11 protein-coding genes are annotated in these 12,079 nt (G+C 68.8%); 7 read left to right on the top strand and 4 right to left on the bottom strand.

The window, feature by feature from the left end:
- Positions 1–87: 87 nt before the first annotated feature.
- Both OG885_RS16740 and OG885_RS16735 read right to left on the bottom strand, forming a co-directional pair.
- Entirely contained in the window at positions 88–1,389 is a 1,302-nt protein-coding gene (locus tag OG885_RS16740) for a putative T7SS-secreted protein (RefSeq protein ID WP_405731833.1), read from the bottom strand.
- A gap of 3 nt (positions 1,390–1,392) precedes the next feature.
- Entirely contained in the window at positions 1,393–1,866 is a 474-nt protein-coding gene (locus OG885_RS16735; protein ID WP_405731830.1) for a hypothetical protein, read from the bottom strand.
- Between the two features lie 46 nt (positions 1,867–1,912).
- Between OG885_RS16735 and OG885_RS16730 the strand changes: the two genes are divergently transcribed.
- Together OG885_RS16730 and OG885_RS16725 are read left to right on the top strand one after the other, a co-directional pair.
- Positions 1,913–2,803 (top strand): LLM class flavin-dependent oxidoreductase, encoded by an 891-nt coding sequence (locus OG885_RS16730; RefSeq protein ID WP_405731827.1) that lies wholly within the window; start codon positions 1,913–1,915, stop codon positions 2,801–2,803.
- 1 nt (position 2,804) lies between these two features.
- A complete protein-coding gene (locus OG885_RS16725) occupies positions 2,805–3,305 on the top strand; it encodes a GNAT family N-acetyltransferase (protein ID WP_405731824.1) in 501 nt (166 codons plus the stop codon).
- Here the strand turns inward: OG885_RS16725 and OG885_RS16720 are convergent.
- Positions 3,280–3,816 carry a DinB family protein gene (locus OG885_RS16720; RefSeq protein WP_405731821.1) on the bottom strand — a complete coding sequence of 179 codons (537 nt, stop codon included), beginning with the start codon at positions 3,814–3,816 and terminating at the stop codon, positions 3,280–3,282. The two genes, OG885_RS16725 and OG885_RS16720, sit on opposite strands and share 26 nt — an antisense overlap.
- A 51-nt stretch (positions 3,817–3,867) precedes the next feature.
- Here OG885_RS16720 and OG885_RS16715 point away from each other — a divergent pair, with 51 nt between their 5' ends.
- Complete coding sequence (locus tag OG885_RS16715) at positions 3,868–4,686, top strand: methyltransferase domain-containing protein (protein ID WP_405731819.1); 819 nt, start codon at positions 3,868–3,870, stop codon at positions 4,684–4,686.
- A gap of 284 nt (positions 4,687–4,970) precedes the next feature.
- Here the strand turns inward: OG885_RS16715 and OG885_RS16710 are convergent, their stop codons facing one another.
- Complete coding sequence (locus tag OG885_RS16710) at positions 4,971–6,167, bottom strand: winged helix DNA-binding domain-containing protein (RefSeq protein ID WP_405731816.1); 1,197 nt, start codon at positions 6,165–6,167, stop codon at positions 4,971–4,973.
- 846 nt (positions 6,168–7,013) lie between these two features.
- On the opposite strand from OG885_RS16710, the gene OG885_RS16705 reads away from it, so the two are divergent.
- From OG885_RS16705 to OG885_RS16690, 4 genes are all read left to right on the top strand, one after another.
- Positions 7,014–7,787: an isoprenyl transferase gene (locus OG885_RS16705; protein WP_405731814.1), complete on the top strand. Its 774-nt coding sequence runs from the start codon at positions 7,014–7,016 to the stop codon at positions 7,785–7,787.
- A gap of 329 nt (positions 7,788–8,116) precedes the next feature.
- A complete protein-coding gene (locus OG885_RS16700) occupies positions 8,117–9,442 on the top strand; it encodes a PhoH family protein (protein WP_405731811.1) in 1,326 nt (441 codons plus the stop codon).
- A gap of 399 nt (positions 9,443–9,841) precedes the next feature.
- On the top strand, positions 9,842–10,525 hold the full coding sequence (locus OG885_RS16695) for a transglycosylase SLT domain-containing protein (protein WP_405731808.1): 684 nt from the start codon (positions 9,842–9,844) through the stop codon (positions 10,523–10,525).
- Between the two features lie 156 nt (positions 10,526–10,681).
- A complete protein-coding gene (locus OG885_RS16690) occupies positions 10,682–12,025 on the top strand; it encodes an AI-2E family transporter (protein ID WP_405731805.1) in 1,344 nt (447 codons plus the stop codon).
- Positions 12,026–12,079: the final 54 nt, after the last annotated feature.

Genomic DNA, 12,079 nt, shown 5'->3' with positions numbered 1-12,079 from the left:
ATCTTCCCACTATCTCTCACTCCATGAAATTTTGTTCTGGACTTTTGCGATGCCTGACCAAATTCGGTCTAACCTCGCGTGAGTTCCTCACCAGCGACTTCCGACTTCACGCGTGAGAACGTCTTTGGCATTTCCGTATGGGTCGCCCACGAACTCTTCTCCAAGCTTGTCTCCAACGTCTACGCTGGTGGCCGCCAGGTAGTTCGCGCGGTAATTCCTCGCCGCCTTCCCCACCGCATCCGCCGCCTTGACCACCTCAGGATCCCCCGAGAACTCGGCCCGCATCGCCTTGGCGAACTTGCTCGCGCTGACGACCTCCCCGTCGCCGCCCAGTAGACGTTCCACCCGAGTCGCCCCCGGCCGCGTTTCCCGCGCCCCGATCTGACGCAGCGCATCCTTAGCACGCGCCGCTTTCGCGCCCCGCTCCGAATTCGTGCCGTACCGCAGGATGTTCTTGTTGAGAAGCTTGCGCAGATTTCCGTACCGCTGGAACCGTCCCGCCCTGCTCGCGGCCTTGAGGGATGCCGTCGCGGACTTCAGGCCCTTCATGGCGACGCTGCCGAATCCCAGTGTCGCCAGTGCGAAGACGTCCATGGCGACATCTGCCCAACTCCCCTCACCTGAGGCTGCCAGCGCCGCGTGCCCGACGCCGACGAGCACCGTGAGACTGATGGTGGTGATCGCGATGGCGGTCGCGATCCATCCGACCGGTGTGAAGAGGAGGGCGATGATCCCGATGGCGGTCGCAATCCAACTCAGGGCGTCGACAACGGATTTGATCGTGTCCGCATGCTCGTGCACCCAGTCCTTGCGGTTCTCCCACCAGCTGTCCTTGATGATGTCGGAGATGTCGCTGCCGATGTTCTCGGCGTAATGCCGGGCGCGGGAGTCGCGTTCGCGGCGGATCTGGGCAAGCTGCTTGTGGTACGACGCCAGGTGGCTGTTGGGGTCGGACTCCTCCGGTGACGTCTTGCCGCCGTCCTTGCCGCCGTTCTTGGCCTCGGCTTCCTTCTTTCTCACCTCGGCCGCGTGTTCTTCATCAGCCGTCTTCGCGGCTTTGAGGACGCTGTCGGCCCGTTCCTGGAAACCTTCCAGCTCGTTGGCCCAATTGCCGAGGTCGCCCACCACGCGCTCGTAACGGGCCGCCGTCTCACGGAAGTGCTTTTCGAGGTCGTCGGACTTCTCGCGGATCTTGTCGGCGTACTTGCCCTGCAGCGCGTCGCCGGTGGCGGCCTTGCGCAGGATGGCCGCTTGCTCGCGAAGGGTTGAGGCGAGGTTCGTCATCTTGGTGACCTCGTCGCGGATGTCCTCTGGATCGCCGGGGACGGGGTCCTTCTCCGTCAGTGGGTGCCAGTCGACCGGTCGGCGCCTGCCCTTACCCGTACCCATCCGTCAATTTCCCCCGCTTTTAGACTTCTTCTTCTTGTTCGCGTTGGCGAGATCGAGGTCCAGCTTCTCGAAGCTCTTGAGCGCGGTCTCTACGTGCTTGCCCAACTGCTCGACGTTGTTCAGGAGTTCACGCCGGTAGTTGTCCCAGTTGTCGACAAACTCGTCCATCTTTCCGGCGATGCTGTCGTGGCCCCAGATTTCCTGGATGTCGTCTCGGTGTTTGTCGATGCCTTTGAGAGCCTTCTTGATGTCCCGCAGATTCGTCTTCGAAGATTCCAAGAGTTCGTAGTCGACTACCAGGCGGTCGTGCTCCCCCATGAGCCTCTCCGTTTGCACTCGCGTGGCCAGAACGCAGGCGGCCTTTCCTGATGCAGCATCCTCTCGCATCACACCTGTGCTGACGCAACCCGGTGTCGTCTCCGGCATACCGCCCGGACCCTGGTCGCGGACAGCCCTCCTCCTGAGGCCGACGGCCACCGCAATCGGGTTGCCTGCTCATGCCTCCCTGGGTAGGAAGGTCCCCATGACCGCACTAGGCGCCGTCTTCCGCCCCCAACTACCCCCCGAACGCCTCCGAGACATCGCCCGCCTCGCCGACGAGTCCGCTCTCGATGAGCTCTGGCTCTGGGAGGACTGCTTCAGAGAGGGCGGCGTCTCCACAGCCGCAGCAGCCCTCGCCTGGACCGAGCGGGTCAAGGTCGGGGTCGGGTTGCTTCCCGTGCCGTTGCGGAACGTTGCGATCACCGCAATGGAAGTCGCGTCGCTGGACAGGATGTTCCCGGGACGGGCCGTCGTCGGTGTCGGGCACGGGGTGCAGGACTGGATGGGGCAGGTCGGGGCGCGGGTCGAGTCGCCGGTGACCTTGCTGCGGGAGCATCTCGTCGCGCTGCGGGCGCTGTTGAGAGGGGAGCGCGTCACCACCGACGAGCGATGGCGGTACGTCCGTCTCGATGACGTCGGCCTCGACTGGCCGCCCACCGCTCCCGTGCCCGTCCTCGCCGGCGCCACCGGCCCCCGTACCCTGCGGCTCACCGGTGAAGCCGCCGACGGGACCATCCTCACGGCCTCCACCACCGCCGACGGCGTACGACGGGCGCGGCAACTCATCGACGAGGGGCGGGAGTCCGCCGAGCGAGGGGGCCGGGGCGGCGGAACGCATCGCGTCGTCGTCTACCTTCTCACCGCCACCGGGCCCGACGCCGCCCGGCGGCTGCGCGCCGAGCTTGCCGACGAAGGGCTTCAGGACGTTCCCGATCTCGGGGTCGCCGGCGACGCGGGTGCCGTCGCCAAGGCCGTTCAGCGGCTTGCCGAGGCCGGGGCCGACGCCGTGATTCTTCAGCCGACCGGGGACGAGCCCGACCCGGAGGGGTTCGTGCGGTTCGCCGCGGAGGAAGTACGGCCGCTGGTGCCTTGAGATGAGCGCCGGTGACGACGGAAGGGTGCGGCTGCGGGCCGTCAGAGACACCGACCTCGAATGGTTCCTCGCCTTCGAGCATGACGAAGAGGCCCTGCGGCGGTCCCGGTTCACCGCCCGGCCGCGCGAGCGGTTCATGGCCCACTGGCGCGACAGCGTCCTCGGTGACGAGAGCTGTCTCGTCCGCACCGTCACCGTGGACAGCCGGCCCGCCGGGCATGTCGTCAGCTGGTGGGAGGAAGGGGAACGGCGCTTTCTCGGGTACTGGCTCGGGCGGGAGTATTGGGGGAGAGGCGTCGGCAGCGCCGCCCTGACGTTGTTTCTTCAGTACGAGGAACCCATCCGGCCGCTCTACGCCGATCCCTTCATCGGCAATACCGCCTCCGTACGGCTCCTCGAGAAGCTCGGCTTCCGGCACACCGGCACGGTGCGGCACGGCGACGACGAACACGCCCTCCTCGTGCTCCCCAGCCACCTCAATCCCGCCGGTGATCCCCCGTAGCCCCGTCGAGCAGCTCCCGCACCACATCCATGTGCCCGGCGTGCCGAGCCGTCTCCTCGATCATGTGGACGAGGACCCAGCGCAGGGACACCTCGTGGTCACGCCAGGACGGGCGGCCCAGCCCCTCCAGCGGGGTCTTTGCGATCACCCGGTCCGCCGCCGCTCTCGCACGACCGTAGAACTCGACGATCTGCGCCGTCGTCTCACCCTGGTCGGCCCGCATGTCCTCGTCCGTCCCCGGGTCGAACCAGAGCTTCTCCACCTCGCCGCCGAAGGTCTCCGCGAACCAGCCGTACTCCACCGACCCCAGATGCTTGACCAGGCCCAGCAGACTTGTGCCCGACGGCGTCATCGGGCGGCGCAGCCGCTCGTCGTCCAGACCCTCCAGCTTCCACAGCACCGCGTCCCGATGCCGGTCCAGGCTCGCCCGCAGCGTCTCCTTCTCACCACCGCGGTACGGCATACCGGACATAGCGGCCCCCTCGTCCCCCGTGGCCTCAGCATTCGTCATGCCGGAAAAATTAGCAGCGCCCACTGACATCGCTCTGCGACGATCACCCCTATGCCCGCCGCCGCCGAGAACCACCATCACCACGCCACCTTCGACGACCTCGTCGCCGAGGGCGCCGCCGTCCCCACCGACGGCTGGGACTTCTCCTGGTTCGAGGGGCGGGCCACCGAGGCGCGGCCCTCTTGGGGGTACGCCACCGCGATGGCCGACCGGCTCGCCGGCGCGACCGCCGCCCTCGACATCCAGACCGGGGGCGGGGAAGTGCTCGACTTCGCCCTCGCCCAGGTCGAGCCGAAGGCCCCCGTCCTCGCCGTCGCCACCGAGGGCTGGCCGCCCAACGTCACCAAGGCCACCGCCCTGCTCCGCCCCCGCGGTGTCGCCGTCGTCGCCGTGCCCGAGGACGCGCCGCTGCCCTTCGCGGACGAGGCCTTCGACCTGGTCAGCAGCCGGCATCCGGTCAGCCCGAACTGGCCGGAGATCGCGCGCGTGCTGCGGCCCGGCGGGACGTACTTCGCCCAACATGTCGGCGCGCGCAGCGTGTTCGAGCTCGTCGAGCACTTCCTCGGACCGCTCCCGGGCGAGCAGAGCGCCGTCCGCCTCCCCGAGCGGGAGCGCGTGGGCGCCGAGGCCGCCGGTCTGGAGATCGTCGACCTGCGCTCGGAACGCCTCCGGATGGAGTTCTACGACATCGGCGCAGTCGTCCACTTCCTGCGCAAGGTGGTGTGGATGGTCCCGGACTTCACCGTCGAGAAGTACGAGCCCCAACTCCGGTCCCTGCACGAGCGGATCGAGTCCGAGGGCCCCTTCGTCGCCCACAGCTCCCGCCACCTCTTCGAGGCCCGCAAGCCCCAGCCCCACGAGGCCCGCTAGCCCCAGCCCCACGAAGCCCGCTAGCCTCCAGCCTTACCCACGAGGCCCGCAAGCCCCAGCCCCACGAGGCCCGCTAGCCCCCAGCCTTACCCACGAGGTCTGCAAGCCCCAGCCTCACGAGGCCCGCTAGCCCCCAGCCTTACCCACGAGGTCTGCAAGCCCCAGCCTCACGAGGCCCGCTAGCCCCCAGCCTTACCCACGAGGTCTGCAAGCCCCAGCCTCACGAGGCCCGCTAGCCCCCAGCCTTACCCACGGGCCCGCAAGCCCCAGCCCCCGCCCGAAACTCAAGCGTGCGGCCCCGTCGTCACCTCGCCCACCACCAGCTCCGCCCGCGCCACCTCCAATACCTCCCCGACTCTCTCCACCTGTTCCCCCAACTCCCGTTCCTGCCGCGCCGTCAGCCGCCCGAGCGGCTCCACCGTCACCGTCGTACGACGCCCCTGGCGCCGCTGATGCCAGACCCCGGCCACCACGTCGTCCACCAGCAGCACCGGGTAGTTGCCGGCCTGGCCGCCCGCGAGTGCCCTGCGGTACGCGTCCCCGGGGAACAGCCGCTCCCGGGGCTGCGCGGCGATGCCGTACGCGTCGAAGTACGGCAGCAGCCGCACCCCAGGCACGCGCCCCCGCCCCCGCCCCCGCGTCGGCCCGCGCCCCGTCCCCGCGTCCGGGAATTCCGTGTCCCCGGCCGCCACCCACGCGTCCCCGACCCCCTCGAAGGCGACCCGCTCGATCCCGCCCTCCTCCGCCATCCGGGCGAAGAGCCGTGCCGCCCAACCCCCGGGCGCCGCCAGCCACTTGGCGAACCACGCCGGTGTCGACGGGCCGTAGGCGCGCAGAAAGCGGCGTACGAGTTCACGTACCGCCTCGTCCTGCGGCAGCGGGTCGAAGTGCGGGGGGCGGGTGTACGTGACCTTGCGGCCCCGGTTCGGGCCGAAGCACAGTGCGCCGGACTGGCCGGCCCGGTGCAGCACCTGGCGCCAGCGGGGCCAGAGGGTCTGGAAGGCGGGCATCACCAGGTCGCCGGCCCAGGGACCCGTGCGGGCCACGACCTCCTCGCTCAGTTCGTCGATCGTGAGGTGTACGCCGTCCAGGGCGTCCCCGATGGCAGCCACGACCTCGTCGGCCTGCTGCCCGCTCAGCCGTACGTCCGGCGCCTGACCGCCCGCCCCGGACGGGACGGCGGGCAGGGCGGCGCACCACAGGGGGAGTTCGGCGGTGGGGAGGAGATGGACGGTGCCTCGTGGGCCGTGGGTCTTCACCAGGGAGCGGTCCTCCCACAGTGCGGTGCGTACGTCCGCGCGGGTCAGCCCGGTGCTTCGTACCCCTACCGAGAGTTCAGCCGCGGACATGACCTGCGCGTGCGCCCCGAGCATCGCGGCGACCACCTCGGCGGGCGGGACGTCCTCGGGGGCGGAGATGGCCAGGAACTGGCGGTCGAGTCGGCGTGCGCTCGCCTGATCCCACGTGATGGTCGTCGTCATGGGGGCGACGCTAGGACGGAACGAGGTCAGAAACTGTCCTCTTAGGGCTCGCGAGGCCGCTACTGAAACAGTAAGCGCAAATCGGGCAATCTGCGCATCAACCCCCCAGCCCCCCTTCACATCCACGGGATTCACGAGGTTTCCACATCGTTATCACCGTCAGCTCGCTTCTTACCTTCTCCTCACGTAAGTTCAGACCAAGGCAATTCGCGTGAGCAAAGCTGCGTGGGTGGTACCGCGCAGCGGAGGGGGCTGCGCGGTGCCCTGCCTCACAGCTCGCGGGGCCGGGGGGTCTGCGTCAAGGGCGCGCGCGGGGCCGGGGTCACCCGGGTGGGGGATGCGAACGCGACACGCCCGGACCGTGTCGGCGGTGCCACGAGCCCTCCGGGTCTCGCCGGATCTCATCGGATCGCGCACAACAACCTTGAGAATCAGCTGTGTTCCGGCCATGAGCCCGCCGTGAATGGGGTGTTTCGCGACCACCGGGCCGTCGCCACATGACTGCGGAGAGTAGTTGTGGCACGCCGATGCACGCAGCATCACTTACGAAGGGTTATGGTGGAAACCCCCCCTCGGGCCGGTCCGTCTCCCCCCCACGGACCGGCCCGTTTTTTGTGTCCTCGCACTCCCCGTCAGGCCCGGCGCCCCCACCCGCCCCGGCCCGCGCGGGAACCGCCCCCACCTGCCCGGACCCCCGCACCAGGGGCGCCCGCCGGACCTCCGCCCGCACCCCGAACACCGCCCACGTTCTCAAGTCGTACGCGACCCGCGCTCAAGCCAGCCTCCACTGTCCCGGTAGGCTTCCGCGCGCGGGGACCGCATCTGCACGGAGGGGCTGACAATCTCGTGAACCTGCGCGACAAGCTGCGTGGCCTGCTGGTCAGGCTCTACGCACGCCGGGTGGAAGGCCACCTGGACCACGCTCAGGTGCCCAAGCACATCGGCGTCATCATGGACGGCAACCGCCGCTGGGCGAAGGCCGCCGGCTCCACCACCGTGCACGGTCACCGGGCGGGTGCAGAAAAGATCGAGGAATTCCTCGGCTGGTGCACCGAGACGGATGTCGAGGTCGTCACGCTGTGGCTGCTGTCGACGGACAACTTCGACCGGCCGCAGGACGAACTCGGGCCGCTGCTCGGCATCATCGAGGACGTCGTACGGACGCTCGCGGCGGACGGCCGCTGGCGGGTGCACCACGTCGGCACGCCCGACATCCTGCCCTCCCAGATGCAGATGGCGCTGAAGGAGGCGGAGGAGGCGACCGTCCATGTCGACGGAATACTCGTCAACGTCGCCATCGGCTACGGCGGCCGCCAGGAGATCGTCGACGCGATGCGCTCGATGATGCTGGACGCCGCCCACAAGGGCACCTCACTGGAAGAGCTCGCCGACTCCGTGACCGTCGACGCGATCAGCCGTCACCTCTACACCGGCGACCAGCCCGACCCCGACCTCGTGATCCGTACCAGCGGCGAACAGCGGCTGTCCGGATTCATGCTGTGGCAGACGGCCCACTCCGAGTACTACTTCTGTGAGGTCTTCTGGCCGGCCTTCCGCAAGGTCGACTTCCTGCGCGCCCTGCGCGACTACGCGGCACGCCACCGGCGTTACGGCGGCTGACACACGTACTCCGCCAAGGGGTGCCCCGGGTACCCCGTTTGGGACGGAAGTAACAGAGAGTTCACCAGCGCGCCGTCATATGCACTGGCATGGCCGCGCGTGTTCGAGGGCATAAGGCAAGCAGGTCGACACCCGAACCACGGGTGTCGGATCCTCAGCGGGCGGCACGGGGCCGTCCGCCCGGGAGGCCCTTTGCACCAGCCCGATCGTGCGGCGACCGCACGGACGAACAGGCGGAGGGCCGGTTCCCGGCCCGTGCAGACGGGCCGTCGACCGGTCCAGCTCCACTCCGTCGCTCCCCGACCTCATCCGAGGGGGTACGTCCTTCCGTGGTGACCAGCACAAAGCGCCGTATGCCTGACCGGCGCACCTATGTTCTCGACACCAGCGTTCTGCTGGCCGACCCGAACGCCCTGAGCCGCTTCGACGAGCACGAGGTCGTGCTCCCCATCGTCGTGGTGACGGAGTTGGAGGCCAAGCGGCACCATCCCGAACTCGGCTACTTCGCCCGGCAGGCGCTGCGCCTGCTCGACGAGTTCCGGGTGCGGCACGGCCGCCTCGACGCCCCCATCCCGATCGGGGAACTCGGCGGGACCGTCCGTGTCGAGCTCAATCACTCGGACCCCAGCGTGCTGCCCAGCGGCTACCGCCTGGGGGACAACGACTCCCGTATCCTCGCGGTCGCCCGCAATCTGCAGGCCGAGGGGTTCGACGTCACCGTCGTGTCGAAGGACCTCCCGCTCAGGATCAAGGCGTCCTCGGTCGGTCTCCTCGCCGAGGAGTACCGCGCCGAACTCGCCATCACGGACTCCTCCGGCTGGACCGGAATGTCCGAACTGACCCTGCCGGGCGAACAGGTGGACATCCTCTTCGAGGAAGGGCATGTGTATGTGCCCGAGGCGTCCGACCTTCCCGTGCACACGGGCCTGACCATCCACTCCGAGCGCGGCAAGGCGCTGGGACGCGTCTCGCCGGACGGGAACGTCCGTCTGGTACGCGGCGACCGGGAGGCGTTCGGCATCAAGGGCAGGAGCGCCGAGCAGCGGATCGCGCTCGACCTGCTCCTCGACCCGGACGTCGGCATCGTCTCGATGGGCGGCCGGGCCGGCACCGGCAAGTCGGCGCTCGCGCTCTGCGCGGGTCTCGAGGCCGTGCTGGAGCGGCGTCAGCATCAGAAGGTGATGGTCTTCCGTCCGCTGTACGCGGTGGGCGGGCAGGAGCTGGGCTATCTGCCGGGTTCCGAGGCCGAGAAGATGAGCCCCTGGGCGCAGGCGGTCTTCGACACGCTGTCCGCGGTCACCAGCCGCGAGGTCATCGAGGAGGTCACCGCGCGCGGGATGCTCGAAGTGCTGCCCCTCACCCATATCCGCGGACGCTCGCTGCACGACGCGTTCGTGATCGTGGACGAGGCGCAGTCGCTGGAACGGAATGTGCTTCTCACCGTTCTGTCCCGAATCGGCGCCAATTCGCGGGTGGTTCTCACCCATGACGTGGCCCAGCGGGACAATCTGCGGGTGGGCCGGTACGACGGTGTCGTCGCCGTCGTGGAGAAGCTGAAGGGGCATCCGCTCTTCGCCCACGTCACGCTGACGCGGTCCGAGAGGTCCCAGATTGCGGCCCTTGTGACCGAAATGCTGGAGGACGGGCAAATCTGAGATAGTCACGGCCAGTTGGCGCCGTCCGGAAAGGCGAAGAGCCTAGCCGGGCGGCGCCTTCGCGTGTTGCTGTTTCTCGGAATCGCTGGGGTCAAACGAGATGTGAGCTTTCACACGCAACTCAGAATTGCCACCCGGCGTCCGGTTACGGCAGAGTCTCATTCCTGTCAGGCCCCGCATACGACACATCTGTACCGCCAGCGGTATGGCACCACAGCAACACCAGCTTCAACTCCATAGTCGACGTCGTATGCCGCCCGAGCACCACGCGGCGCCTCCCGCACGGGAGTTGCCCACCGGGCCCGTACCTCCCGTGACCCAGCAGTTGGGAGGTCAGCGCCAGGGGCAAGATTGCGTCCGCCAGGGTCACCGAAGCGGACGACGCTGGAAGGAAACCGTGTGAGTCCGATTTCGGTCCGGGGATTCGCAGTGGCCTCTGCCACCGCGGTCACCGCTGTCGGAAGCGTCGTCGGCGTTGCCTCGGGCAGCACCGCACAGACCAACGACGCCGAGGCGGCAGTTGCCGATTCGACGCTCCTCGCGGACATACCCGCGGGCCAGCAGGCCCAGGTGCAGACCGCATCCCTGACGCAGCAGGCCAACGTCCAGGCCATCCAGGCCGACGCGAGCGCCAAGAAGGACGCCGAGGAATCGGCCCGCAAGGCCGCTGCCAAGTCGGCGATCCAGAAGAAGGCCGACGCCGAGCAGGCCGCCAAGGAAGCCAAGGAGCGCCTGGAGGCCAAGGCCGCCGCCTCCCGCAGCTCTTCCAGCTTCCCGGTGCAGAGCTCGTACACCACGGCGCAGATCCAGGCGATGGCCGCCCAGATGGTGCCGAGCGGCCAGTTCCAGTGCTTCAGCAACATCGTGAACCACGAGTCCAGCTGGAACTACACCGCCGTCAACGCCTCCTCCGGCGCCTACGGCCTCTTCCAGGCGCTGCCCGGCTCGAAGATGTCCTCGGTCGGCGACGACTGGCGGACCAACCCGGCCACCCAGATCAAGTGGGGCCTCAACTACATGGACAGCCGCTACGGCAGCCCGTGCGAGGCGTGGACCTTCTGGCAGGCCAACCACTGGTACTAGGCGGGCCCGGTACGGAGTCGTACCCCGCTCAACCCTGCAAGGCCCCTCACCGTCCTTTCGGTGAGGGGCTTTCGCTGTTCTCCGGCCCCGCATGTACGGTCGGGACGGACGGCTCCAGGGGGAGTGGTGGGGAGAGACGGGGGAAGAGGACGGATCATGTCGCGAGTGCCACGGTGGCTCGGCCGGGTCGGAGCCGGACTGAGCGAGATGGGGGAACGGTTGGACGAGCGTCGCGCCGAGGTGGAGCGGGAGGAGGCCGAGGACTCCGCCGAGCCGCCCGTGCCGACGCCGCCCCCCGCCGACCAGGCGCCCGTGGTGGTGGTCCAGCGTCCCGATCCCGCGCAGGCGGTGCCGTGGGGTGTGCGGGTCGCCGCGGAGGCAGGCTGGCGGCTGCTCGTCCTCGCGGGCACCGTCTGGGTCCTGATGCGGGTCATCAGCGCCGTACAACTCGTCGTCTTCGCCTTCGTGGTGGCCCTGCTCATCACGGCCCTGCTGCAACCGACGGTGGCCCGTCTCAAGCGGTACGGCGTGCCGAGCGGCCTGGCCACCGCGCTCACCGCGATCTTCGGCTTCGTCGTCCTCGGGCTGCTCGGCTGGTTCGTGACCTGGCAGGTCATGGAGAACATCGACGACCTCTCCGACCAGATCCAGAACGGCATCGACGATCTGCGTGACTGGCTGCTGAAGAGCCCCTTCCATGTCACCGAGAAGCAGATCAACCAGATCTCCAAGAACCTGGCGGACGCGGTCGGCGCCAACACCGACCAGATCACCTCCGCGGGCCTGGAGGGCGTCCAGGTCGTGGTCGAGGCGCTGACCGGCATCCTGCTGACGTTCTTCTCCACCCTGTTCCTGCTGTACGACGGCCGGCGCATCTGGGAGTGGACGCTGAAGCTGGTGCCCGCGGCGGCCCGGCCGGGGGTCGCGGGCGCGGGTCCGCGGGCGTGGCGCACGCTGACGGCCTATGTGCGGGGCACGGTGATAGTGGCCCTGATCGACGCCATCTTCATCGGCCTCGGCATCTACTTCCTCGGTGTGCCGATGGCCGTGCCGCTGGCGGTCTTCATCTTCCTGTTCGCGTTCATCCCGCTGGTCGGCGCGGTGGTCTCCGGCGCGCTCGCGGTGGTGGTCGCGCTGGTGACGCAGGGCGTGTTCACGGCGGTCATGGCCCTCGCGGTCGTGCTGGCGGTGCAACAGATCGAGGGGCACATCCTCCAGCCGTTCATCCTGGGCCGCGCGGTGCGGGTGCATCCGCTGGCGGTGGTGCTGTCGGTCGCGGCGGGCGGGATGGTCGCGGGGATCGGCGGCGCGGTCGTCGCGGTGCCGCTGGTGGCCGTGACCAACACGGTGGTCGGCTATCTGCGGTCGTACTCGCAGGGCGGCGCGGAGGCCCCCCAACCGGCGGTGGCGACCGCGGAAGGTCCGGGGACACCGCCTCCGGACCCGGTCGAGGACGCCGCCACTCGGCCAGAACCCCCTCAGCCGCCGGCGTCACCCTGACCACCCACAAGGTGCATTGATCGCCGAAATCGCTACGCTTGGTCGTGTTGATCG

This window comes from Streptomyces sp. NBC_00028 (assembly GCF_045041065.1).
Classification (GTDB): domain Bacteria; phylum Actinomycetota; class Actinomycetes; order Streptomycetales; family Streptomycetaceae; genus Streptomyces.
The sequence above is the reverse complement of the archived record's forward strand: the minus strand, read 5'-3'. Positions and strand labels throughout refer to the sequence as shown.

What these genes read in the sequence shown, in the direction of transcription:
- OG885_RS16710 (WP_405731816.1), bottom strand. Translation starts at nt 6,167, where the DNA reads ATGACGACGACCATCACGTGGGATCAGGCGAGCGCACGCCGACTCGAC.
- OG885_RS16715 (WP_405731819.1), top strand. Translation starts at nt 3,868, where the DNA reads ATGCCCGCCGCCGCCGAGAACCACCATCACCACGCCACCTTCGACGAC.
- OG885_RS16740 (WP_405731833.1), bottom strand. Translation starts at nt 1,389, where the DNA reads ATGGGTACGGGTAAGGGCAGGCGCCGACCGGTCGACTGGCACCCACTG.
- OG885_RS16725 (WP_405731824.1), top strand. Translation starts at nt 2,805, where the DNA reads ATGAGCGCCGGTGACGACGGAAGGGTGCGGCTGCGGGCCGTCAGAGAC.
- OG885_RS16720 (WP_405731821.1), bottom strand. Translation starts at nt 3,816, where the DNA reads ATGACGAATGCTGAGGCCACGGGGGACGAGGGGGCCGCTATGTCCGGT.
- OG885_RS16730 (WP_405731827.1), top strand. Translation starts at nt 1,913, where the DNA reads ATGACCGCACTAGGCGCCGTCTTCCGCCCCCAACTACCCCCCGAACGC.
- OG885_RS16690 (WP_405731805.1), top strand. Translation starts at nt 10,682, where the DNA reads ATGTCGCGAGTGCCACGGTGGCTCGGCCGGGTCGGAGCCGGACTGAGC.